The sequence below is a fragment of the Pectobacterium punjabense genome (assembly GCF_012427845.1).
GTDB classification, from domain to species: domain Bacteria; phylum Pseudomonadota; class Gammaproteobacteria; order Enterobacterales; family Enterobacteriaceae; genus Pectobacterium; species Pectobacterium punjabense.
Window position 1 is genome coordinate 2,871,194 of sequence record NZ_CP038498.1, and the last position, 22,607, is coordinate 2,893,800.

25 protein-coding genes and 1 tRNA gene are annotated in these 22,607 nt (G+C 47.3%); 13 read left to right on the forward strand and 13 right to left on the reverse strand.

The window, feature by feature from the left end:
• Window positions 1-25 precede the first annotated feature (25 nt).
• Window positions 26-601 carry a YceI family protein gene (locus tag E2566_RS12965; RefSeq protein ID WP_107167808.1) on the forward strand — a complete coding sequence of 192 codons (576 nt, stop codon included), beginning with the start codon at window positions 26-28 and terminating at the stop codon, window positions 599-601.
• Between the two features lie 75 nt (window positions 602-676).
• On the opposite strand, the gene trhO is transcribed toward E2566_RS12965, so the two are convergent.
• Window positions 677-1,744, reverse strand: coding sequence for an oxygen-dependent tRNA uridine(34) hydroxylase TrhO (gene trhO / locus E2566_RS12970; RefSeq protein WP_107167716.1), 1,068 nt, complete (start codon window positions 1,742-1,744; stop codon window positions 677-679).
• A gap of 216 nt (window positions 1,745-1,960) precedes the next feature.
• On the opposite strand from trhO, the gene E2566_RS12975 reads away from it, so the two are divergent.
• A complete protein-coding gene (locus E2566_RS12975; RefSeq protein WP_107167717.1) occupies window positions 1,961-3,055 on the forward strand; it encodes an NADH:flavin oxidoreductase/NADH oxidase in 1,095 nt (364 codons plus the stop codon).
• Window positions 3,056-3,322: 267 nt separating this feature from the next.
• The gene (locus E2566_RS12980) at window positions 3,323-4,243 is read left to right on the forward strand and encodes a Kdo(2)-lipid IV(A) acyltransferase (RefSeq protein ID WP_107167718.1); all 921 of its coding nucleotides are present in this window, start codon (window positions 3,323-3,325) and stop codon (window positions 4,241-4,243) included.
• A 119-nt stretch (window positions 4,244-4,362) separates the two neighbouring features.
• On the opposite strand, the gene mdoH is transcribed toward E2566_RS12980, so the two are convergent.
• Window positions 4,363-6,927, reverse strand: coding sequence for a glucans biosynthesis glucosyltransferase MdoH (mdoH, locus tag E2566_RS12985; protein ID WP_107167719.1), 2,565 nt, complete (start codon window positions 6,925-6,927; stop codon window positions 4,363-4,365).
• Entirely contained in the window at window positions 6,920-8,422 is a 1,503-nt protein-coding gene (locus E2566_RS12990; RefSeq protein WP_107167809.1) for a glucan biosynthesis protein G, read from the reverse strand. Before E2566_RS12990 ends, mdoH begins: the two co-directional genes overlap by 8 nt.
• Before the next feature lie 442 nt (window positions 8,423-8,864).
• Between E2566_RS12990 and E2566_RS12995 the strand changes: the two genes are divergently transcribed.
• On the forward strand, window positions 8,865-9,362 hold the full coding sequence (locus E2566_RS12995; protein WP_107167720.1) for a DUF2946 domain-containing protein: 498 nt from the start codon (window positions 8,865-8,867) through the stop codon (window positions 9,360-9,362).
• 101 nt (window positions 9,363-9,463) lie between these two features.
• Complete coding sequence (locus E2566_RS13000; protein WP_107167721.1) at window positions 9,464-10,987, forward strand: PepSY-associated TM helix domain-containing protein; 1,524 nt, start codon at window positions 9,464-9,466, stop codon at window positions 10,985-10,987.
• Window positions 10,988-11,097: 110 nt separating this feature from the next.
• On the opposite strand, the gene E2566_RS13005 is transcribed toward E2566_RS13000, so the two are convergent.
• The 3 genes from E2566_RS13005 to E2566_RS13015 form a co-directional block, all read right to left on the reverse strand.
• Entirely contained in the window at window positions 11,098-12,762 is a 1,665-nt protein-coding gene (locus tag E2566_RS13005) for a methyl-accepting chemotaxis protein (RefSeq protein ID WP_107167722.1), read from the reverse strand.
• 728 nt (window positions 12,763-13,490) lie between these two features.
• On the reverse strand, window positions 13,491-13,772 hold the full coding sequence (locus E2566_RS13010) for a hypothetical protein (protein WP_107167723.1): 282 nt from the start codon (window positions 13,770-13,772) through the stop codon (window positions 13,491-13,493).
• 158 nt (window positions 13,773-13,930) lie between these two features.
• The gene (locus tag E2566_RS13015; RefSeq protein ID WP_107167724.1) at window positions 13,931-14,230 is read right to left on the reverse strand and encodes a hypothetical protein; all 300 of its coding nucleotides are present in this window, start codon (window positions 14,228-14,230) and stop codon (window positions 13,931-13,933) included.
• Between the two features lie 157 nt (window positions 14,231-14,387).
• Between E2566_RS13015 and E2566_RS13020 the strand changes: the two genes are divergently transcribed.
• Together E2566_RS13020 and E2566_RS13025 are read left to right on the forward strand one after the other, a co-directional pair.
• On the forward strand, window positions 14,388-14,573 hold the full coding sequence (locus E2566_RS13020; RefSeq protein WP_107167725.1) for a GhoT/OrtT family toxin: 186 nt from the start codon (window positions 14,388-14,390) through the stop codon (window positions 14,571-14,573).
• 81 nt (window positions 14,574-14,654) lie between these two features.
• Window positions 14,655-15,161 (forward strand): 2-thiouracil desulfurase family protein, encoded by a 507-nt coding sequence (locus tag E2566_RS13025; protein ID WP_107167726.1) that lies wholly within the window; start codon window positions 14,655-14,657, stop codon window positions 15,159-15,161.
• Window positions 15,162-15,214: 53 nt separating this feature from the next.
• Here E2566_RS13025 and E2566_RS13030 read toward each other — a convergent pair whose 3' ends face one another.
• From E2566_RS13030 to E2566_RS13045, 4 genes are all read right to left on the reverse strand, one after another.
• Window positions 15,215-15,643: a universal stress protein gene (locus E2566_RS13030; RefSeq protein ID WP_107167727.1), complete on the reverse strand. Its 429-nt coding sequence runs from the start codon at window positions 15,641-15,643 to the stop codon at window positions 15,215-15,217.
• 163 nt (window positions 15,644-15,806) lie between these two features.
• Window positions 15,807-16,262: a GNAT family N-acetyltransferase gene (locus E2566_RS13035; protein WP_107167728.1), complete on the reverse strand. Its 456-nt coding sequence runs from the start codon at window positions 16,260-16,262 to the stop codon at window positions 15,807-15,809.
• Between the two features lie 4 nt (window positions 16,263-16,266).
• Complete coding sequence (locus E2566_RS13040) at window positions 16,267-16,791, reverse strand: isochorismatase family protein (protein ID WP_107167810.1); 525 nt, start codon at window positions 16,789-16,791, stop codon at window positions 16,267-16,269.
• An 85-nt stretch (window positions 16,792-16,876) separates the two neighbouring features.
• Window positions 16,877-17,299: an NUDIX hydrolase gene (locus E2566_RS13045; protein ID WP_107167729.1), complete on the reverse strand. Its 423-nt coding sequence runs from the start codon at window positions 17,297-17,299 to the stop codon at window positions 16,877-16,879.
• Between the two features lie 464 nt (window positions 17,300-17,763).
• Between E2566_RS13045 and E2566_RS13050 the strand changes: the two genes are divergently transcribed.
• Window positions 17,764-18,018: a biofilm/acid-resistance regulator YmgB/AriR gene (locus E2566_RS13050; RefSeq protein WP_107167730.1), complete on the forward strand. Its 255-nt coding sequence runs from the start codon at window positions 17,764-17,766 to the stop codon at window positions 18,016-18,018.
• A gap of 369 nt (window positions 18,019-18,387) precedes the next feature.
• Here E2566_RS13050 and E2566_RS13055 read toward each other — a convergent pair.
• A tRNA-Ser gene (locus E2566_RS13055) sits at window positions 18,388-18,475 on the reverse strand.
• A gap of 290 nt (window positions 18,476-18,765) precedes the next feature.
• Here E2566_RS13055 and yccA point away from each other — a divergent pair.
• Together yccA and tusE are read left to right on the forward strand one after the other, a co-directional pair.
• A complete protein-coding gene (gene yccA, locus E2566_RS13060; RefSeq protein WP_107167731.1) occupies window positions 18,766-19,425 on the forward strand; it encodes an FtsH protease modulator YccA in 660 nt (219 codons plus the stop codon).
• A gap of 154 nt (window positions 19,426-19,579) precedes the next feature.
• On the forward strand, window positions 19,580-19,909 hold the full coding sequence (tusE, locus tag E2566_RS13065) for a sulfurtransferase TusE (RefSeq protein ID WP_107167732.1): 330 nt from the start codon (window positions 19,580-19,582) through the stop codon (window positions 19,907-19,909).
• Window positions 19,910-19,919: 10 nt separating this feature from the next.
• Here the strand turns inward: tusE and yccX are convergent, their stop codons facing one another.
• Window positions 19,920-20,198 carry an acylphosphatase gene (gene yccX / locus E2566_RS13070; RefSeq protein WP_107167733.1) on the reverse strand — a complete coding sequence of 93 codons (279 nt, stop codon included), beginning with the start codon at window positions 20,196-20,198 and terminating at the stop codon, window positions 19,920-19,922.
• Window positions 20,199-20,428: 230 nt separating this feature from the next.
• Here yccX and hspQ point away from each other — a divergent pair, with 230 nt between their 5' ends.
• Window positions 20,429-20,737: a heat shock protein HspQ gene (gene hspQ / locus E2566_RS13075; RefSeq protein WP_107167734.1), complete on the forward strand. Its 309-nt coding sequence runs from the start codon at window positions 20,429-20,431 to the stop codon at window positions 20,735-20,737.
• A gap of 80 nt (window positions 20,738-20,817) precedes the next feature.
• Here the strand turns inward: hspQ and E2566_RS13080 are convergent, their stop codons facing one another.
• Window positions 20,818-21,231, reverse strand: coding sequence for a CoA-binding protein (locus tag E2566_RS13080; protein WP_107167735.1), 414 nt, complete (start codon window positions 21,229-21,231; stop codon window positions 20,818-20,820).
• Window positions 21,232-21,426: 195 nt separating this feature from the next.
• On the opposite strand from E2566_RS13080, the gene E2566_RS13085 reads away from it, so the two are divergent.
• Together E2566_RS13085 and E2566_RS13090 are read left to right on the forward strand one after the other, a co-directional pair.
• Window positions 21,427-21,951, forward strand: coding sequence for a DUF2057 family protein (locus E2566_RS13085; RefSeq protein WP_014700457.1), 525 nt, complete (start codon window positions 21,427-21,429; stop codon window positions 21,949-21,951).
• Window positions 21,952-22,088: 137 nt separating this feature from the next.
• On the forward strand, window positions 22,089-22,547 hold the full coding sequence (locus E2566_RS13090) for a methylglyoxal synthase (protein WP_107167736.1): 459 nt from the start codon (window positions 22,089-22,091) through the stop codon (window positions 22,545-22,547).
• Window positions 22,548-22,607 lie beyond the last annotated feature (60 nt).

Genomic DNA, 22,607 nt, shown 5'->3' on the forward strand with positions numbered 1-22,607 from the left:
TTGTACTTATGGAGAAAAATCAATGCTGAAGAAAACACTACTGAGCCTGACCGCGGTATCCATGCTTGCTTCTGCTGGCTCGGCCCTGGCAGCAGAATATAAGTTTGACAAGGAAGGCCAGCACGCGTTTATTGAATTCCGCATTAAGCACCTTGGTTATAGTTGGCTTTACGGTAGCTTTAACGACTTCGACGGCGCTTTTACCTTTGATGAGAAAAACCCATCTGCGGACAAAGTAAATGTCACCATCAACACTAACAGCGTTGATACTAACCACGCGGAACGTGACAAGCACCTACGTAGCGCGGAGTTTTTAAACGCCTCCAAGCATCCGCAAGCAACGTTTACCTCAACAGAAGTGAAGAAAGACGGTGACGATTATGATATTACCGGTAATCTGACCTTAAATGGCGTCACCAAGCCCGTTAAGCTGGATGCCAAACTCATCGGTCAGGGGGATGACCCATGGGGTAACTATCGTGCAGGCTTTCAGGCCGAAGGTACGATCAAGCTAAAAGACTTTAACATTACGACAGATTTGGGTCCTGCCTCACAGGATGTAGAACTGATTATTGCCGTTGAAGGCGTTCGCCAAAAATAAGGCACCACCACGCATCTGACAGCAAAAAGCCCTTTCTTTTTGAAAGGGCTTTTATATTAATGTCCAAACCGTTAACTATTGCGGTTTGTCTTTCGCTACAGGCGCTGGAATATGCAGCGTTGACTGCAATAATCCTTTAGATTTATTAAAAATCTTCATTCCATTTTCACGCCCGCTGCGTATTGCTCTTTGTTCTTCCAACGGAAGTTTCATTTCATCCTGACACGGTGTGCTACAACAGCCGTCATATTTAGCGGCACAGCTCGGGCATTGAATAAACAGAAGATGGCACCCTTCATTACGGCAATTCGTATGGCTATCACATGAAGCACCACACTGATGACAATGCGCAATAACATCATCAGATATACGCTCTCCCATACGCTCATCAAACACGAAATTTTTTCCGATAAACTTCAACGGTAACCCTTTCGCCTTAGCCTGACGCGCATATTCAATAATACCGCCTTCTACGTGATACACATTCTTAAAGCCATGGTGCAACATATAGGCGCTGGCTTTTTCACAACGAATCCCACCCGTACAGTACATGACAATATTTTTATCACGTGCATCATCAAGCATATCCACTGCCATCGGTAACTGCTCACGAAATGTATCCGACGGCACTTCCAATGCATTCTCGAAATGCCCGACTTCATATTCGTAATGATTGCGCATATCAACGAATACGGTATTAGGATCGTCGGCCATCGCGTTAACCTGATCGGCTTTCAGGTATTGCCCGACATTCGCCGGGTTAAATGTGGGATCATCGATCCCATCAGCAACAATCCGTTCGCGTACTTTCATGCGCAATACCCAGAAGGACTTTCCATCGTCTTCCAGAGCGATATTTAAGCGAATCTGATCGAGTGCCGGATGTGCGCTGAACAAGGTCGCTTTAAAAACATCGAACTGACTATTCGGGACGCTGATTTGTGCATTAATGCCTTCGGTTGCAATATATATGCGACCAAAGACTTTATGCTGCTCAAGCTGGATATACAGACGATCGCGAAACGCTTTTGGATCATCTATCGTAAAATATTTATAGAAGGAAACTGTGGTACGTGGCTCGGTTTCCGCAAGCATACGTGCCTTCAGTTCCTCATTGGAAACCCGGTTATGTAACACTGGCATGGTGTACGTTCCTGTCTTCATTGAGGTTAGTGAGTAACATTTATAGCCGAGCCGTAGCCTGGCATAGTGAATCGCCCGGCATCATACCTGATAGCATCGAAGCTGTCAGGGCATGAAATGCATAGCGAAACGATAAAGAGTGATCTACCGTAAATAGATTATTCTTGAGATTCACTTGCGCTTTCATGAAGCATCATCATCGAAGGATCTGTCATTATGAGCCAGCTTTTCTCCCCTGTATCTCTTGGTCAACTCAAACTATCCAACCGAATCATCATCGCGCCAATGTGTCAATATTCGGCTGAGGATGGCAAGGCGACAGCCTGGCATACGATGCACTTAGGTAACCTGTCACATTCTGGAGCAGGCCTGCTCATTATTGAAGCCACGGCAATCTCACCAGAAGGTAGAATTTCTCCGCACGACCTTGGATTGTGGGATGACACAACCGAGCAAGCACTTGCCAGTGTGATTCAGTCGGTCAAAACTTATTCTTCTATGCCTCTTGGTATACAGTTGGGACATGCCGGGCGCAAAGCGTCAACAGGCGTTCCGTGGGGAGGACGTGCATTCCTGCGTCCAACACAGGGAGGATGGCAGACTCTCGCGCCATCGGCTATCCCTTATAACACCAGCGATGATGAACCATTGGCGATGTCAGAACAGCACATCCGCACGTTAGTTGAGTCCTTCGTTGACTCAGCGAAACGTGCAGACCGTTTGGGCTTTGACCTGATAGAGATTCACGCCGCTCACGGTTATTTACTGCATCAGTTCCTTTCTCCGCTGACAAATCAGCGCGTAGATAACTATGGTGGCTCACTTCAAAATCGGATGCGTCTGGTCATTGAAATTTACCGTGCGGTACGAGACGTTTTCCCTGCGCATAAAGCCGTCGGCGTGCGCATTTCTGCAACAGATGGGGTTGAAGGTGGCTGGGATCTGGAACAGTCCGTACAGCTTAGTAAAACGCTACACGAGTTAGGTTGCGATTTCATCCATGTATCCAGCGGCGGACTCTCACCGTTACAACAGATTCATCCGGCACCTAATTATCAGGTGCCCTATGCGCAGAGGATCAAACAAGAAGTTGGCATCACCACTATCGCCGTGGGGTTGATAACCGAGCCGGAACAGGCGGAAGCCATCGTTGCAACGGGTGAGGCAGACGCGATTGGTCTGGCTCGCGCTATACTTTTCGATCCTCGTTGGCCATGGCATGCTGCCGCCAGGCTAGGGGCACAGGTATCGGCGCCCCCTCAGTACTGGCGCAGCGAACCGCGTTATGCCAGAGGTATTTTCAAGCAATAATGGTAAATACGCTGTATCAGGCGGACGATGCTGTTGGGATCGTCCCTTTTCTATTTCACTACGCGTATGCCACCAAAGCCCGAAAAAACACGTTATGGATAGAATGCCGTTAACGCTGCGTTTAGAATAAAAAGCAGTTAATAATATGGCAATAATTTGTTTTATTGGCGGATAACCGTAATAATCCATCTTACTGCTAACCATTAACTCGTTTTTAACGATTCACGTGCTGGCTCGCACCCGTACCACAATGTTGATACTGAGACTATGACACAAATCCCTTCTTTTAATCGCTCATTGCTACATCCACGCTACTGGCTCACCTGGTTAGGAATCGGTATCCTTTACCTTATCGTCTTGCTGCCCTATCCCGTTCTTTACCGTATCGGTGTCACGCTTGGCCATCTCGCGACGCGCCTGCTGCCGCAACGAGTCAAGATCGCCGCCCGCAACCTTGAATTGTGTTTCCCAGAGATGTCACAGATTGAACGTGATGCGTTAGTCAGGAAAAATTTCGAATCTGTCGGCATGGGTGTGGTTGAAACGGGCATGGCCTGGTTTTGGCCGAATTGGCGTCTTGAACGCTGGTTTACGGTCACGGGCCTTGAGCATATACGCCCAGAGAATGAACGAGAACAGGGTGTATTACTCATTGGACTGCATTTTTTAACGTTGGAACTCGGGGCTCGGGTCTTTGGTATGCACAACCCAGGTATCGGCGTGTACCGCCCGAATGATAACAAACTGATTGACTGGTTACAGACATGGGGCAGGCTACGCTCTAACAAGTCCATGCTCGACCGGAAAGATCTGAAAGGCATGATACGAGCCCTCAAACAGGGTGATATCATCTGGTACGCTCCGGATCATGACTATGGCCCACGCAGCAGCGTATTCGCGCCTCTGTTTGCAGTAGACACAGCGGCCACAACCCGCGGTAGCTATATGCTGATCAAAACGGCACGCCCGGCAATCATTCCTTTTGTACCGCGCCGATTGCCTGAAGGAAAAGGTTATGAATTGCGAATCCAACCCGCTGAGCAAGGTGCGCCTGTAGACAGTGAAGCCGCGACAGCAGCATGGATGAACAAGGTTGTTGAAAAGAATATTCTGCTCGCACCGGATCAGTACATGTGGTTGCATCGCCGTTTCAAAACCCGCCCAGAAGGCGAACCTTCCCTTTATTAACGCATACGTTCTTGTTACTCATTTCAGGGATAGCAGCGTCTTGTTAGGGGCAAAAAAAAAGCAACGGCGACTGCCGTTGCTTTATCTTTTATGCTACCAATCTTTCACACGACAAACTGTTAGCTTTTGATATGAGGTGCGGGTAATTTTTGGTAAGACTCAACCCACGCCGCATAGGCTTCCGGTTTTTGCCATACATGGTAGTGCAAGCGTGAGATCGTAACGGGATCGCTAAGCAACGCCAGACGCTGATTATTGCTCACCTCTTCCGGTTTTCGATTCAAAGCATCGCGAACATTCTGCTCACGCACGTCCTCGATCGCCCGACTAAAGCGGTGACGCGCCGTCGCCATTGCGCTGGCAAGGGCATTAACGGATGGATCGAAAACAGCCTGCATAAATCCGTCATCGAGCCTACGCTGGTGGTTCAATCGGCAATATTCATCCGTAGCAACCAATTCACGCGGCGGGTTGAACTCTTCCGGTATCATCAGCAGATTCGCACGCTTACAACTCAATCCCAATGCTGCACGACTTGAATAAACCGACACAAACGGCGACAGAATCAGTGAGAAGACAATCGGAGACAACCACCACAAGAAACGTAGATCCAGCCATGCCATGCCTATCGCCCAGACCAGCCCCAGAACCAATTGGGAGCCGTGGCGTACAAACGCTTCGCTCCACGGCGTCGCATCATCATCACGCTGCGGAGAATTCCACTGCACTGACCAGCCGAGGAACGCGCTAACCACAAACACCGTATGGAACAACATACGAACCGGTGCCAGTAGAACCGAGAACAGCATTTCCAACAGCAGGGAAAGGAATACGCGGAAAGCGCCGCCGTACTCTTTTGCCCCTTTCGCCCACACCAGAATCACGCTCAACAGCTTTGGCAAGAACAGCAACACCAGTGTCGTTGAGAAGAGTGCGATAGCCAATTCTGGCCGCCACTGTGGCCAGACGGGAAACAGCTGTCGGGGCTGCAAGAAGTACTGAGGTTCCATCAGCGTATGCACAACCTGCAAGGCCGTAGAGAGTACCAGAAACATAAACCACAGCGGAGCAGACAGATAAGACATCACGCCAGTCAGGAAAACGGCACGGTGAACCGGATGCATGCCTTTAACCAGGAACAATCGGAAGTTCATCAGGTTCCCATGGCACCAACGGCGGTCACGCTTCAGTTCATCCAACAGGTTAGGCGGCAGCTCTTCATAACTTCCTGGCAGGTCATATGCAATCCACACCCCCCATCCGGCACGACGCATCAGCGCCGCTTCAACGAAGTCGTGAGAAAGAATCGCACCAGCGAACGAACCTTCACCCGGCAGTGGTGCTAACGCACAGTGCTCGATGAACGGTTTCACGCGGATAATCGCGTTATGCCCCCAGTAATGCGACTCACCCAGTTGCCAAAAATGCAGACCCGCGGTGAACAAGGGGCCATAAACACGCGTTGCAAACTGCTGGCAGCGCGCATACAGCGTATCCATGCCGGAGGCTTTCGGCGAAGACTGGATAATACCCGCGTTCGGATTCGCTTCCATCAGTCTGACCAGAGACGTCAGACACTCGCCGCTCATGACGCTATCGGCATCCAGAATCACCATGTAGCTATACTGATTACCCCAGCGACGGCAGAAGTCATCAATATTGCCGCTTTTACGCTTAACACGACGACGACGACGACGATAGAAAATGCGCCCTGCTCCACCAACATCACGACACAGTTCCATCCAGGCTTTTTGCTCTGCCACACAGATATCGGGATCGTTACTGTCGCTCAGAACGTAAATATCAAAATGCGCAAGATTACCTGTCGCTTCAACCGACTCATACGTCGCACGTAACCCCGCAAACACACGTTCTACGTCTTCGTTACAAATCGGCATGATCAATGCCGTACGATGCTCAGGATTCAGTGCCTCATTACCCACTGTCGTGGAAGAGATACTGTATTTATCCCGCCCAATAAGCAGTTGCAGGAACCCCATCAGCGCCGTCCAGAAACCAGCCGATACCCAGCAGAACAACACCGCAAATAAAACGAGTATGCCGCTTTGCAGTACGTAAGGCAGCAGTTGCATGAGCGAGCGCGTCCAAGGCTGACCCGCCATCTCAAACGGATCGATCAACGCCCAGCCCTGATAAGGCAGGATCGTTTTCATGTACCAGGTTGCAATTGCAGTCTGGAACAACGTCAGCGCCAGCAGGATATAGCGGCGAATGGTTCCCACCAGACGCCAGCGATTTTCGGAAATTTTCTCTTCCGGGCTGTAATGAGGACGAGGTGGCACAGTCCTGCCTAGCAAGCTTTCCCACCAGCGAACCAGTGGATTAGTGCGCCAAACATCGGGGAACATCGAAGCGCGGGTAATAACAGGCATCGCTTTTAATGCCGTCCGCCCTTCTCTGTCTGTACCGAGTTGCTTACCCTTATCCAAACCATCAGACCAAGCCATGTCTAAACGTGCCTGCACGGAATGCAGCGCCACATCTTCCTCGGCCTGAACATTAACCTGATTACCTTCAGACGGGTTACCTTCAGACAAGACCTGATGCAAAACGGCCTGATCGTTCCAGGCCGCTTGCGGTAATTTTTCGCGAAGAACCTCTGCCTGCTCAGCAGGCAGAGGGAGTTTCTCAATATAATCGAGAGAAGAAGTTGACTTATTCATTAGCAGGCAGCTGATTGCTCCAGGTTTCAGTCAGTGTCGTCTCGCCATTAACCAATGCAGCTCTCATTTCAGTCGGCTGTTTCGCATCTTTCACACGCAAACGCAGCGTCAGACGCCAGCCATGAGTTACTGGGTTATAGCGAACATTATTTTCTACAATCTCGCCGTTATCGCCAATGCTGACCTGAGAGGCTACCGGAGCGTTCTCATCCAGCTCTTTTAAATTCGGCCCAATGAAGTCCACAATATAAGCGATCGTGCCGTCAGGCTGGCGGATCAGGTTAGATTGTTTGACATCACCGGCAGAACGGCGCGTCTGCTGAACGTAGGCAACGTCTGGAGAATGCAGTTGATCTTCATCGCGCGTAAAGTGCAGACGATATTTAATATCCAGTGGTTTGCCCGTTTCTGGCAGTACATCAGGCGTCCAGAAAGCAACGATGTTGTCATTGGTTTCATCCGCAGTAGGGATTTCAACCAGCTCAACTTTTCCTTTACCCCACTCGCCTTTCGGTTCAACCCAACCGCTTGGACGTAGATCGTAGCGGTCATCAAGATCTTCATAGGCAGTGAAATCACGACCGCGTTGCAGCAGACCAAATCCTTTCGGATTTTCTACCGCATAGGTGCTCACAGACAGATGCTTCGGATTATTCAGCGGACGCCAAATCCATTCACCATTACCGGCATGAATTGACAAACCGTTAGAGTCATTCAGCGCCGGACGATAGTTCAGCGTCGGTGACGGCTGGTTCGGCCCAAACAGATACATACTGGTCAGCGGGGCAATACCCAGTTTGCCCACTTTATCGCGCAGGAAAACTCTAGCCTGAACGTCTACGACGCTGTCACGCCCCGGATAAACGGTAAAGCGGTAAGCCCCTGCGGCACGCGGAGAATCCAGCAGTGCATAAATAACCAGATGTTTATCATTCGGCTTTGGACGTTCAATCCAGAATTCACGGAAACGAGGGAACTCCTCACCAGAAGGCAACGCAGTATCGATAGCCAGACCGCGGGCAGACAAACCATAGATCTGACCTTTCCCTACGACACGGAAGTAGCTGGCACCCAACATGCTGACGATTTCATCATTCTTATCCGCTTTATTGATCGGATAGAGAACTTTAAAACCGGCAAAGCCGAGATTTTTAACCGCTTCAGGATCGTGATTGACGGAACCAAAATCAAAATACTCAGGCGAGTATTTAATCTCATCAACCGTGGTCGCCGTGACTTCATTAATTTTCACCGGAGTATCGAAATACATCCCCTGATGATAGAACTGTAACTTGAAGGGCGTCTGTACATTATTCCAGTATGATTTATCGTTATTGAAACGAATTTGCTGGTAGTCCGCAAATTTCATATCACGGAATTGCGCTGGAAGATTACTTTTCGGCGCTTCAAACCCCTTTTGTGCCAGCTTTTCAGCCTGCTGTGCCACATCATCAATAGAGAATGCCCAAGCAGGCACTGCGCTTACAGACAGCATAATGGCGGCGGACAGCCAGCGAAGGCTGGCAACCCGCTGTTTAAACCCAAATTTATTATCCAGCACAGCTCCCCCTGTTGGTGTGCTTCAATCAACTAAAATCCATATTAATGGATAAGTTAGCTTTCCTACAACTTGATAAAGATATTGTTCATCATAATAGGTTAGCGTTTAAACAAAGAGAACGCTAAAGCATGATAAATCGGGTTGTAAAAATGGAAAACAGCCACGGACTATAGCGAATATCGATCTATACGGGCGTAGGATTATTCCGTTTACGTCTACACCGTCTTCTCTAACTCCACCGATAAAAATCGGAACATACGGCTACGCTAACACACATACAGCCTAAAGCATGATCGGCATAAACATTTGTGTAACAAAGCAAGGACAAGTAAAGTATCCCCCTGGCTGAACCCGGTATTATTGAATTAAGACTGCTATGCTTTTGTCCGCACTACGACGGCGAAGTTTCCCAGCCTGGGTCGGCATCTTCGCTATTTTGACCATCTTCATTGCGCCAGTGATTTCACAGACACTCGTGCCTCGTGAGCATGGACTTTATGATGGTATAACCACACATAGTACTACCACGCATAGTAATGCGGCCTCTCACAGTAGAGACGTACATGATATAACCGCGCCCGTCAGTAGCAGCAGCGATATCGCTGAGCAGCATCATAATCATGCTGGACACGCGATGTCTGGGCATCACGCGACGCAATCACACCATTCGCACTCATCGCCATCCATGATGATGGATCATGCCGCTTGTGGTTATTGTGTTCTTTTTGCGTATACCCCCGCGCTGTTCACTACAGGCTCTCCTAATCCCATATTGACCGCGTCTTTATCTGAAGCGCTAGCTATACATTTTATTTCCCGGATTGCTCTTCCCGAGCGTTACACCTCTCCTGTGGTGCGCGCCCCGCCGTTCTGAATGCTGCATTATCATGCCTGCGGGCATTCATAACGCATTCGCCATACCCCTTCCGGTATGGTGTTTGGGTCTTTTTTTGCTAAATGATTTCAGAGGGTTCTATGTCACACCCTAATCAGGCATCCGTCACGACTGCCGCTTCCGGCACGCGCCTAGCTGGAGAAACGACGTTGGATAAGCACGCAATGGATAACATATCGCCACGTGCCGCAATCATTGCTCTGTTCATCCGGCTTCACTTTTATATTGGTATTTTTGTCGGTCCTTTTATTTTCGTTGCAGCCCTGACAGGAACGCTATATGTCCTTACGCCGCAGATTGAAAACCGGCTGTATTCGCACCAGCTTTTCACTGAAAGCCAGGGCACGCCACATTCGCTAGCAGACCAAATTCATGCGGCGCAGGCAGAACTTACTCATCATCAGGGCGCAAAACTGCTTGCGATACGCCCTGCTCCCGCCGCCGGAGAGACGACCCGGGTCATGTTCGCTTTACCGGAACTGGGTCCATCAGAAAGCCGTGCTGTTTTCATTGACCCCGTCTCACTGGAAAATCGCGGCAGTGAAATTGTCTATGGCACCAGCGGCATTTTGCCATTTCGTACCTGGCTCGATTATCTGCATCGCGGGCTGCTATTAGGCGATGTCGGGCGTAATTACAGTGAGCTGGCAGCATCCTGGCTGTGGGTTGCTGCCTTGGGTGGTATTGTCATCTGGTGGTCAACCCGGCAGATATCATCAGCAACCAAACGGCGGAAGTTAAAAAATAGCCAGACGACAGCAGCGAAAACGCAGCGTCTACGCCATTGGCATGCCACGATGGGACTCAGCCTCGTGCTTGGTTTGCTCTTTTTCTCCGCAACAGGGTTAACCTGGTCGCAGTGGGCAGGAGGCAATATCTCTGTCGCACGTACCGCTTTAGGATGGCAAACTCCATCGGTAAAAACCCAGTTGCCCGCACCGATGTCTCACCATGACATGATGCACGGCCACGATATGACGATGACAACCGATGAACATGCGGAGCACCATGCGTCAATGCCAATGGGGGATGCCGAAACCTATTCACCGGCGTTATTTGATGAGGTGCTGGCTACCGCTCGTCACGCGGGGATTGATGCCAATAAAATCGAAATTCGCCCCGCCACTAAGCCACATAGTGCGTGGACCGTCAGTGAGATCGATCGTTCCTGGCCAACGCAGGTTGATGCCGTATCGATTAATCCTGATACGTTGGAGGTTGTAGACAAAACCGATTTCAACACCTTCCCACTCGCCGCCAAACTCACCCGTTGGGGAGTGGATGCGCACATGGGTGTATTATTCGGTTTACCAAATCAGTTGATTCTTGCGGCATTTGGTCTTGGGCTTTGTGCGATGATCGTGTGGGGCTATCGGATGTGGTGGATACGCCGTCCAAAATATCGCCATGGCGCGAATCCAGTCAATACGCTGACGGCCACACTGTTGCAGGTTCCGGTTTTTCACCGGGTACTGATTGCGCTCATTACGCTGATGCTGGCACTGAGTTTACCCGTTATGGGGGTTAGCCTACTGGTCTTCCTACTGATTGACGTTGTTCGGTGGTATATGAACCACCCCAAACAGGCTATTGTCAAAAACTGATTCCTTTACGGCTATCATCATTCGATTCAGCAATAAAAACCGCCCTTGTGCGACACTCTTTGTGCAACACAATGGCGGTTAATCAGCAATACACGACTAGCAATAATAAATTAGAACGTGGTCCAGTCCGCCAATTCACCTTTGCCAGACGTTTTTTCTGCACGATTATTTTTAGGTGCAGACAGCGCAGGCATTTCTGCCTTTCTCGTTAACGCCGCACTTTTATAAGATGCACCAAGATTGAATACGCTGACCGTACGCGCGAGACTATTTGCCTGATCCTGCAAAGAGAGAGCCGCCGCAGCAGATTCTTCAACCAACGCCGCATTTTGCTGGGTTGTGGTATCAATCTGCCCAACGGCCAGGTTGATTTGATTGATGCCGTCACTTTGCTCACGGCTAGCCTGCGCAATTTCGCTGATGATTCCTGTTACACCCTGCACGTTTGTCACCAGTGAATTCATCGTGACGCCGGTTTCTTCCACCAGCCCCATGCCATCCTGCACTTTCTTAAACGAATCATCGATAAGTTCTTTGATTTCTTTTGCCGCCGTAGCGCTTCTCTGAGCCAACGCACGAACCTCACTGGCAACAACGGCAAACCCTCGCCCTTGTTCACCCGCACGCGCGGCCTCGACAGCCGCATTCAGCGCCAGGATGTTGGTTTGGAAGGCAATGCCATCAATCACACCGATAATTTCCGCCATACGCTGCGAGGAATCGCGAATACCACGCATTTCCTGCGTTACCGTTTCCATCATCGCGCCACTTTTCTTCACGGTTGCAGAAGCGCTGGCCGCAAGATCTGTCGCCTGCGTCGTATTATCCGCAGTATTTCTTATTGTCGACGTCAACTGTTCCATTGATGACGCCGTTTCTTCCAGCGAACTTGCCTGCTCTTCCGTTCTGGCGGATAAATCCTGATTCCCCGCAGCAATTTGCGATGCGGCACTGGAGATCGTTTCTGCACCATCACGCACCTGACTAACAATCTGTCTCAAGCTACCGTTCATGTTATTCAGGGCGGATAACAACTGACCCGTTTCATCTTTACGGTCAGTATAAACTTCAGAGGTCAAATCGCCTTTTGCGACATTTTCAGCAACAACGAGGGCTTCCTGTAGCGGTTGAGTGACGCTGCGGGTAATCAATGAAGCAATAATCAGCCCCGCTAGCGCACTAATTATAATGATCGTAGCGAGAACCATCAGCGCATTTTTATAGCTTTCACCGACTTCTTGCGCTGAAGATGACATCTTATCATCCTGTATATCGATGAACGCCTTTACTTTGCTAGTGTATTTCTCTTGAGTAACACGCGTGACGTTGAAATATTCTTCAGCAGCTGCATCCGTATTTCCTGCCGAGACCAATGAAGAAAGTTTGTTCGCTGAACTAAGAAAATCACGTCGGATGTCGCCGATATCGCGCAGTACTGCAATAGATTTATCGTCATTAACGGATTGATTCAGATATTCCATGAGTTCAGATATCGTTCCTGAACGTGCTTTGTTCAACGACAACTGTTTATTGATTTCACTTTCTGATTTAAGTAATAACAACAGTTGCTGATTGTTGAGGTAACCATTTAGCTCATCAATGAGTTTATTGCTCTTGACAGTTAATGGGTAGTTTTGAGAAACGATATCATCCATTTTCTCATGAAAATCACTTAGCTTTGAAATTGCAACGCTGCCAATGATCAGAAGCATTAACACAAGAAAAGAAAACCCTGCTCCTAATCGATATCCTATACGCCAGTTGGACAAACCCATTAACATCTCCTTAACTAATATTCTCTATCTGTATAAAAATACGCAATTTAAAAAATTAATATTTATTAATAAATGCAGATAGTCCCAATATTCTTTTTCATAACAAAAAATACACATCTCTGAACAGATCGTTTATAGGCTTTTAAACAATATGCAAGTAGATATGCTCATCAAACCACAGGCATCGTGGCGTGGCCGCCTGACTTTTATCTACTCACGTCCCATAAAATTTGGGAGAATTACCGTCACTAAAATTATGGTTGAATAGCAACGACAAATACCAATACAAGTCAGAGCAAATCTTCCTAACGCCGAAGGCGGTATCGGCCTTTTGTAGATAATCTTTATATTTTCTAACTTATGGTATTCATATCTATTTAATCGATCATTTTACAAAAATCTATCTATTTATAAGATATAAGCATTTTAAATAAACAGAAATATTGCATTTTGAATGTAACAATAAACCCAAAAACAAATAATAACAATTTGTCATAAATTAAAACAAAAACCACTTGAATTGATATTATAGCGCGGGCAGGAAATAGAGATGGAAGTAAACGAATGATATACGGTAACCCTCCTTACAATCAGGTTCACTTTCTATAAGAACATCACACCTTGGGTAAAAAAAGACTCACCCAGCCATCTTTTCATCAAGATGGCTGGGTGATTTAATGTTTTTATTTATGTTTACGCTGCTCAGAGAGCCGAGTCATATTCCAGCATTACTTTTTCTTAGACGTTACTTTGGATTTACCTTTCAGCAATTCCCGAAGTTTTTTGAGTTCTTTTTGCGTCAATGGCGCTTCTGTACCCACCTCTTCCGTCCCTTGGCTGTCTACTGATTCAGGAGACAAGGCAGAGATTAGATGGCCTTCATCAAAGCTCCGCAGTAACCGAGCACTGACTTCCGCACTGATTGATACTTCGTTTTCCAATGCCGCAGCTTTGATTTTTTCTTTCAGCTCTGGGGAAATTTTCAGGGACAGGCTAGATATCTCACTCATTTTATTACCTTTCTCATGGGGTAAAAGAGTAACCTATGACACCTAGTCAGCAATGTCCATACTGAAATAAAAATTTAATATTTCTGTCACATAAATAACGCCATTATTTTCTTAGCAAGAAGATTATTATTTCGCTATTTTAATTTCCCTAACATGGACTATTTATTTCCGTTTTTCATTTTCCAGTCGTCAATCATTTTTCTGCTCACATCGCCTTTGTAACAAATTGGCGAATAGCCCCCTGCCCGACTCCATGCACTACGCTTACCACACTGACTACCATTACGTGCTGAATTATAAGGACAAGGGCAATTTCCTGAATAAGCAGAAATCGATGCCTGGATGATCTTTTCTTTGATCTGCTCGTCAGAAATCCGAGAATTTTTCGCCATACTGGGTGTAGAAAAAGAAAGCAAGGTCACAGCGAAAACCATCGCAACAGCCAGCGTTATTTTCATACCGAAGGTCTCACTTTAAGCAGAGGTTGTTAACTGTAGTACAAAATAAGTACCACCGAACAGAGTCTTACCTGACTACTCATTATGGGTTAAAAAATTGATCATAAAATATTAACGACATAAAATGCAGGCGCTGCGAGAATAAAAGGAAACAAACGTGCCACATCACTCCCTATGGGAACTCATTAAACTTACCTACATGATCGGTTTTGTCGTTTCCTTGATCGTTACTTTCTTGTTAAGTAAAGACAAATCCCTATTCATTCGCTTTTTTGCTTCGTTAATGGTAGCTCTCACCTGGCCGTTGAGCTTTCCCGTTGTCTTGCTGTTCTCCATTTTTTAAAAGCGTTTATCTTCCTGATGACAGGTTTAATGACTCAATGCCGCAACGCCTATACTCACCTTCTAGAGAGAATGCCCCGCGATGAGTAACATTCTGATCAGTGCTTGTCTATCAGGTTTCCCCGTGCGCTATAACGGTACTGAAAAGAAATCTGTCGGAGACTATCTTGCCCAGTGGCGACAACAGGCGCGGTTGATTACATTTTGCCCGGAACTAGCTGCGGGTTTCTCAACCCCCAGGCCTTCAGCGGAGATTATTCCGGTCTTTGGTGACCGTTCCGTCATCAAAGCTGGCGCCCGAGTTGTTGAAGCAACCGGCAACGATGTGACCGCACGTTATATTCTGGGAGCATGGTTAACGCTACAAATGGCACAACAACATAACTGTCGCTTTGCTCTCCTTACGGAAGGGAGCCCTTCCTGTGGCAGCAATATTATCTACAGCGGACAATTTGATGGTTCGCAAATGGCTGGTAGTGGCGTTACCGCCGAGTTGCTACGTCACCATGGTATAGAAGTATTTTCCGATTGTGAGATCGAACGATTAATCGAACGTGTTGAATATTGCGATCGTCATACTGACGTATAACAACGCTGCTGTCGGTCACCAACCCCAAATGAGCAGCAGCGTTAGACAAAGAATTAACGAACCACTAATACTGACATCTTTGCATGGCGAACGATGGCGGCAGCATTTGAGCCGAGTAAATAGGTTTTCACATCAGGCCGCCGCGAACCAATTACAATTAAATCCGCATTAATCTCCTCTGCCAGCGATAGCACTTCGTCTCTGGCCGAACCAAAACTAACACTGCATGACACACGTGACGCAGGAAGCTCGATCGTTTTCATCAGTGATTTAAGCTTGTCATTCGCTTTCACCACGGCCTCATTCTCAAACTCTTTTATTCCAAAGGAATAAGCAGATAAAAATGCTGACGCATCAGGAAGGGAGTGAAAGAGGTGTATTGCAGCACCCGACATTTTGGCCAACCTGACCGCATGCGTAAGCGCGTGTTTGGTGAGTTCATCTTCTTCTATATCTACTGGCACCAGGATGCTTGTGTACATAATCACCTCTCCTTACGTGGATAACTGATTATCTGTCAGTATGTAAGAAGCGTAGTCTGCTCGTCGTCAGCAGAATATGATCCCGTTCACTTTTACGCATGTTGCCCGCAATTTTTAACCTAATGGGCGCATAAAATGCACGTTAGCTCACCGCCGATTGGCTTTAAAGCGATCGGGTATAGATGCGTGACGACTCTCCCCAAGGGTGATAGCCCATTCCAGTAAAGTGGAAGCCATATCGCTCATAAAAGCCGAACAACTCAGTGCACAGATGCAGCGTAGAAAAACCAACACGCCGAGTTTCCTGAGTAAGGTGTTCGATCAATTGCCCCGCATACCCCTTCCCACGGTGGCTCTCTTCAATGTAAAGCGCACACAACCAGGGATAAAGATCCATACGGCTAATGAAATCATTGGTAACTAACCCCGCACCACCAATAATGAGTCCATCCTTTTCCAACAAATACCAATCAGGCAGTGGGTTTTCGGCATTAATACAGTGACTAATACAGTCTTCATAAAGCATCAACGTTTCCTTTGATGCCCAGTGCCGTTGGAAATAATGGATCGCCCGTTCTTTGTATTCGGGGCGATTTCGGATAGAAATGATATTCAACATGGCGTTAGCGGCTCATCTTCCATGAAGCAACGATGTGTTCCGTTGTTTCTAGCGTAATCGTGTTGCCAGGAATAATAAAATTCCGCCACACCTCGTTGTAGTGCGTGATTAACTGTTCTGCTTTCAGTTCACCACGATTGGCCGTCGTGTGTGCATCGGCTGCAATCGTCAACGCATAGCCCCGGCTGGCTGCATTTTTAATGGTTGCATCAACACAATAATCCGTCGCACACCCACAAATCGTGAGGTGGTTAACATTCAATTCAGCCAGCACATCAGCTAACGGCGTACGATAAAACGCGTCGCATGCCGTTTTAGTAACAAACAAACTGCCTTCGGGTTGATGGAGCTCAGGTAATAATTGCCATCCGTCACTGCCTGACAACATACTGTCCCCTTCATGCTGAATAAAAATCGTCTGGTCTGCTGCGCCTGAAAGTTGGTTTATCAATGCAACCGTCTGCGCCTGTCGCGCTCTCGGCGTTGCAAACACGGCATTCTGCATATCAATGACCATTAATACGTGCATTTTGTTTCCTTTTTCGGCGCTTAATATCAGCATTTCATCATCACACAGGCAGTACCGAGCCATCATCCTGGCCGTTCGATACCAGCTAGATCATGTCCACTATACCATGAGGATAAAAGTTGATTTTCCCGGAACGCAGCAAATCAATATCAAACCAGCGGGTAACGATCGGAACGCCATTTGTCTCTATGCCATGAATGATATCTTGCTGATAAAGCATTTCATCCTGAAAACGAGCTTCATAGACAAAGACAATTTCATGCCCTGCCTTGCCATTGTAGGAAAAGATATTTTCTGAAACACCCAATAGCGAAAAGTCCTTGGTCGCTGCGCTAATTTCCTCCTGAACTTCTCTCTCCGCAGCCGCCTGTGACGACTCTCCAAATTCAATGCCACCGCCGAGTGGCAACACATAATGCTCATCTTTTATAGGGTCATACCCTTCAGCTAATAGAATTTTGTTATGGTTTCGGAAAAGACAAACTGCTTTTGCTCTAATCTTCTGCATGCCAACGCTCCAGGTAAACTACCGCACTGTTTTTGATAAAAAGACATTTTTGATAAAACGATATGTGCCACAGGAAAAGGTCACCACCTTGTACAGATAAAGGGCTACAAGACGAGCTCAAATACATTAACAGTCTTTATGTTCAGCTAATTTTTTCCTCAACCTCCGAGCATCCCGTCATGTTTAACTTATTGAAGTCATGTCATCTCGTATAATTATTCCAGACATATTATTGGTGAGAAATAGCAAATTCATATTTATTCACCTGACCATTGATCGCCGTCATCCTTTCACGCTCGTACAAGCGGCTGGGTAATGCTGTGTTTATTTATCATCTTGACTGGTTTTATGCGCGTGATGCGCTAAAGTTAACTAACCGTGTCTTCACACTTGGTGGATGGTGTATTAACGCTGTCTGACAGTGTGCGTAAACTCAGCCCAAAGTGTGAAAGTGAGGAGAGGTCATGCATCCAGAGGTGTCCCAAAACGAGCACCCCACATCGGGTGATCCTGGCCTTGATTCTCAGGCTAGTGATATGGAGATACTCGGCAACATAGTGGAAGAAATCATTCAATCCGGCCATTCCGTTAGTAACAAGGCTATCATTGCTAAATTAGTGAACAAAATTGAAAAAGAGGCCAATATCGCTTTTCAGGAAAGATATCGCGCATTGCTGGAGTTAGTGGTTTATAAAACTCAGGACGACTTTCTTATTTAATGTCCCGTCAATACATTCGACCATCAACTCGGTAATATTCTCGTATTATCGAGAGACTATTTTATTTAATCAACGGCATCATATCGATAATGAATAGGCAGGGTTGGAAGAATGAAATACATTCATTGCCCTATTTTTGTTCATTATGGATGAACATATTAAAACCCCGAAATGACATATATTTATTTTTTGCTAATCGTTAGTATTCATTTCAGAATAAACAAGCGATGAATAATTCACGCACAGGTTTAAACCACTTAGCACACGCCGACTCTGGCAGAGATGACAACGCCACAATAAAAAAAGACTATATCGGATTCGACAGCAGAAACGAAAACGGGCTAGCCTAAGCTAACCCGTTGAATTTTGTGGCGGAGGAGTAGAGATTCGAACTCTAGAACACTTTCGCGTCGCCGGTTTTCAAGACCGGTGCCTTCAACCACTCGGCCACTCCTCCGCAATGACGCGAACTATAAACAGTGTGTGGGATCTTGTAAAGCATCACGGCGCTCAATTGCCTGAAAAACAATCTAACACAGCGTAATTGTGCGTAAAATAGTCACGAGGCACACAAAATAGAGCAATTTATCCCCACCATCATAAGAATGACAGGGTAAAACACGAATGCAGGTACGGAGTATGGCGAATTTGCAGCGTAAAGAAGGGTAAACCATCTTTAATAACGTCTTGAAACTATTTATTCTTTGACATTGAATAATAGCACCCTGAAGAGAGAGAGTCGCTGATATGGATCGTATTGTTGTTTCTTCTACCCGTGAAAGTTCGTTACTCAGCACTCACAAAGTGCTGCGCAATACCTATTTCCTGCTGTCGCTAACACTGGGTTTTTCCGCCGTTACCGCAACGGCAAGTACTGTACTTAACCTGCCCGCACCAGGTTTAATTCTGATGCTCGTTGGGTTTTATGGTCTGATGTTCCTGACACATAAACTAGCGAACAGCCCTGCCGGTATTTTGGCGGCATTCGCACTGACTGGATTTATGGGTTATACGCTGGGCCCGATATTAAGCTCACTGATTTCTTCCGGTGCAGGTGACATTGTCATGCTGGCGCTTGGCGGTACGGCGCTGGTGTTCTTCTGCTGCTCAGCCTATGTCTTAACCACGCGTAAGGATATGTCCTTCCTGTCTGGCATGATGATGGCAGGTTTTGTTGTTCTGATTGTTGCCGTCATTGCTAATCTGTTCTTACAGATTCCGGCATTGCATTTGGCAATCAGCGCCCTGTTTATTCTGTTCTCAGCAGGCGCCATCCTGTGGGAGACCAGTAACATCATCCACGGCGGCGAAACCAACTACATCCGTGCAACAGTTAGCCTGTATGTCGCGATATACAATATCTTCGTTAGCCTGTTGAGCATCTTGGGCATCATGCGCAACGACTAAAGGTAGTAAGTCCCGCACTGAGAAAAGCTCAGCGGGTGCACTAATGAGATAATCATTCCACCCTGTGAGCAGTACGCTGACAGGGTGTTTTTTATTCAGGTACATCGCGAAAAGTTTGTTAAACTACGGCTGAGATACCGCAGTCGGAGAGAAGATGTTGGAGTTTGAAGGGCGAACGATCGCAACAGACGCACAGGGTTACCTGATGGACAGCACGACGTGGAGTGAAGCATTGGCTCTCGTGTTAGCTGAACAGGAAGGCATCGCGTTGACAGAACCACATTGGGAAGTCGTCCGATTCGTGCGGAATTTTTATCAGGAGTTTAACACCTCACCCGCTATACGCATGTTAGTTAAAGCAATGGCACAAAAGTACGGTGAAGAGAAAGGAAATAGCCGCTATCTGTATAAACTGTTTCCAAAAGGGCCGGCAAAACAAGCAACCAAGATAGCGGGCTTACCCAAACCAGTGAAATGCATCTAGCTTCCCCGTTTCAATAACGGATCGCAAAGCCTTCGTAGTCTATCTTGCCATGCGGCTCAATAAGCACCCTATCAACTCTGGCGCTTCGTGGGCCCCCTTGTTTCAGCCACTCAATTAACGCATCTACCGCATGAGGTTCACCGCTTGCCACCACTTCCACGCTGCCATCATTACAATTGCGAGCATACCCAGTAAGACCAAGCTGTATTGCCTGACGTTGCGTACTGTAACGAAAACCGACCCCCTGAACCACACCATAAACATAAGCCGCCATCGCTATCGTTGTCATCTTCCCCACTTTCCCCCTAAGCCACCAAACAACATTTATTAGCCGGACTGTATCTTCTAAAAATTTACACCATACTGTTAATAATGAGTTCAGCCAGTGATGCACTAACGAACACATGGCATCATCGCTTGAAAAAACCTCTGAACGCTAAAAACATTATCGGATGCGGTTATCCTCTCCCCGCAAAATCCGCAGCGAGTAGAAAGTATAATCAATTTCCAGGGGGTTATATGATCGTCAGCAAATTTGGCATCGGACAACAGATTCGTCATAAGCTTCTAGGGTTTCCTGGGGTCATTATCGATATCGATCCCGAATATTCACTAGAAACGCCCACCTGGGAAGAAATTAGCGGCAATGACACCCCGCGATCTGAACCGTGGTATCACGTTGTGATGGAAGATGACGAAGGCCAACCGATACATACTTATTTGGCGGAGGCACAGTTGATGAAGGAAGAGCTTTCCGAGCACGATCACCCTTCGTTAAATGAATTAGCTGAGGTCATTCAACGCCGAGCCCCCCAGTTGCGCCACTAAGTTTCATCAAAAATAAATATTGGCACTACAATCAGACATCGGCGATGTTGTGATAGTCAACATCGCCCAGTGCCTACAGCTTATTTATCCAAACCCAGTCGTGGGATTTCAATTTTCGGGCAACGATCCATCACAACTTTCAACCCTGCATCGTGAGCCAAAATTGCCGCTTGCTCATTAATGACGCCAATCTGCAACCATAGGACGGTAGCGCCGATGGCGATAGCCTCTTTAGCCACCTCATAGGCTGCCTCTGGCTGACGAAAAACATCAACCATATCAACAGGGTTAGGGATGTCTGCCAAACTGGAATACGCTTTTTGTCCCAAGAGCGTCTGACCAGCCAGCTTAGGGCTGACGGGGATGACGTTATAGCCCTGCTCAAGTAAATAGGCCATGACACCATAACTTGGACGGGACGGTTTATCGCTGGCACCCACTAACGCAATGGTTTTTACCGTTTTCAGTACCGATTCAATATCACTGTCATTCATGCTATTCAGCCTCTCTTGCGTGATTTATTACAGTGTATCTTACATTCAACGAATGGCGTGAAATGACTTACAGCACCCGTGACCTAATGCAGCATGGCACGAAAAATGCCATAACAGCCTGTTTCAAATTGAAACCTTTGACACATTCAGACAATTCCTCAACAATACCCGAATGACGTACCATCTGAGAAAATTATGAAATTCGGCTTCATCACTGTCTGCCTTTTTATTGCAGGTTTAAGCACCTCGGCAATTGCGGCAACAACGTTGAAATTAGATCAGAAAATCGATCTCCTGATGGTTGACGGGCAGAGGATGTCAGGCTCGTTGCTAAAGGGTGCCGATAGCCTCGCGCTTGGCAGTGGACAACATCAGATCTTGTTCAAAGTTGTCGATACTGTTGATACTCAGACTGGCGCACCAGCGACCTATTTTCCTTCAACATTTATTGCGACCTTTAACACCGAAAAAGTGGCTTCGGTGTCATTTAAGCTACCGCCGCTGCAAACCCTTCAGGATCGCAAAAACTTCACGGCCCTTCCCCAATATCAATTGCTTGATGAAAAAAATCAGGCTATCCCCGTGCGTACCGATGCGCTTGTAATCGCAGACAATGAGCTACTCGATATAGAGCGAAAAATGTCGGAATACAACGCAGCAGCAAAAGGGGCTTCAGTTGCTGGTTTTGCTAGCGCGCTGAATGAATCCGTAACCTGGTGATTTAACGCGCAGTCACATCAGATTTTTGATACCCGTTCGCCTTTTCCTGCTTTTATTGCTTTGCACTGAAACAGCGTTTCCGTAATCTGTCTGTACCCTAGCGTCAGCTTTACTACACCAGATTGAAGGACGTAACCATGGAGTTCACCACCCGTACCACCCCTGCGCAAAAACATATTGCGCTGGTAGCACACGACCACTGTAAACAATCCTTGCTGGATTGGGTTGGTACGAATAAAGAACAGCTCAAAGAGCACACGCTTTACGCCACCGGTACTACCGGGAACCTGATTCAGTTAAATACGGGTCTGCCCGTAAAAAGCATGCTGAGTGGGCCGATGGGGGGCGACCAGCAAGTTGGTGCACTCATCTCCGAAGGGAAAATTGATTTAATGATCTTCTTTTGGGACCCACTTAACGCCGTACCACACGATCCCGATGTAAAAGCGCTGCTGAGGCTCGCGACCGTCTGGAACATTCCGGTTGCCACCAACCGTGCAACGGCGGATTTTCTGGTTAATTCTGCGCTATTTAAAGAACCGGTGCAGATAACTATCCCCGATTATCAGCGCTACCTGCAAGACCGCCTCAAATAGCGCTAACACATAGAAATAGACCAGCGGCGAGTTGCACACCCGACGCTGGCCTCTACTGTT

Coding starts and splice junctions, on each gene's coding strand:
- E2566_RS12995 (WP_107167720.1), top strand. CDS start 8,865: ATGCTTTTGTCCGCACTACGACGGCGAAGTTTCCCAGCCTGGGTCGGC.
- E2566_RS13025 (WP_107167726.1), top strand. CDS start 14,655: ATGAGTAACATTCTGATCAGTGCTTGTCTATCAGGTTTCCCCGTGCGC.
- E2566_RS13040 (WP_107167810.1), bottom strand. CDS start 16,791: ATGCACGTATTAATGGTCATTGATATGCAGAATGCCGTGTTTGCAACG.
- E2566_RS12975 (WP_107167717.1), top strand. CDS start 1,961: ATGAGCCAGCTTTTCTCCCCTGTATCTCTTGGTCAACTCAAACTATCC.
- E2566_RS13085 (WP_014700457.1), top strand. CDS start 21,427: ATGAAATTCGGCTTCATCACTGTCTGCCTTTTTATTGCAGGTTTAAGC.
- E2566_RS13090 (WP_107167736.1), top strand. CDS start 22,089: ATGGAGTTCACCACCCGTACCACCCCTGCGCAAAAACATATTGCGCTG.
- E2566_RS12990 (WP_107167809.1), bottom strand. CDS start 8,422: ATGCTGTCTGTAAGCGCAGTGCCTGCTTGGGCATTCTCTATTGATGAT.
- mdoH (WP_107167719.1), bottom strand. CDS start 6,927: ATGAATAAGTCAACTTCTTCTCTCGATTATATTGAGAAACTCCCTCTG.
- trhO (WP_107167716.1), bottom strand. CDS start 1,744: ATGCCAGTGTTACATAACCGGGTTTCCAATGAGGAACTGAAGGCACGT.
- E2566_RS13035 (WP_107167728.1), bottom strand. CDS start 16,262: ATGTTGAATATCATTTCTATCCGAAATCGCCCCGAATACAAAGAACGG.
- E2566_RS13000 (WP_107167721.1), top strand. CDS start 9,464: ATGTCACACCCTAATCAGGCATCCGTCACGACTGCCGCTTCCGGCACG.
- E2566_RS13010 (WP_107167723.1), bottom strand. CDS start 13,772: ATGAGTGAGATATCTAGCCTGTCCCTGAAAATTTCCCCAGAGCTGAAA.
- E2566_RS13050 (WP_107167730.1), top strand. CDS start 17,764: ATGCATCCAGAGGTGTCCCAAAACGAGCACCCCACATCGGGTGATCCT.
- yccA (WP_107167731.1), top strand. CDS start 18,766: ATGGATCGTATTGTTGTTTCTTCTACCCGTGAAAGTTCGTTACTCAGC.
- E2566_RS13080 (WP_107167735.1), bottom strand. CDS start 21,231: ATGAATGACAGTGATATTGAATCGGTACTGAAAACGGTAAAAACCATT.
- E2566_RS13005 (WP_107167722.1), bottom strand. CDS start 12,762: ATGGGTTTGTCCAACTGGCGTATAGGATATCGATTAGGAGCAGGGTTT.
- E2566_RS13015 (WP_107167724.1), bottom strand. CDS start 14,230: ATGAAAATAACGCTGGCTGTTGCGATGGTTTTCGCTGTGACCTTGCTT.
- yccX (WP_107167733.1), bottom strand. CDS start 20,198: ATGACAACGATAGCGATGGCGGCTTATGTTTATGGTGTGGTTCAGGGG.
- tusE (WP_107167732.1), top strand. CDS start 19,580: ATGTTGGAGTTTGAAGGGCGAACGATCGCAACAGACGCACAGGGTTAC.
- E2566_RS12980 (WP_107167718.1), top strand. CDS start 3,323: ATGACACAAATCCCTTCTTTTAATCGCTCATTGCTACATCCACGCTAC.
- E2566_RS13045 (WP_107167729.1), bottom strand. CDS start 17,299: ATGCAGAAGATTAGAGCAAAAGCAGTTTGTCTTTTCCGAAACCATAAC.
- E2566_RS13030 (WP_107167727.1), bottom strand. CDS start 15,643: ATGTACACAAGCATCCTGGTGCCAGTAGATATAGAAGAAGATGAACTC.
- hspQ (WP_107167734.1), top strand. CDS start 20,429: ATGATCGTCAGCAAATTTGGCATCGGACAACAGATTCGTCATAAGCTT.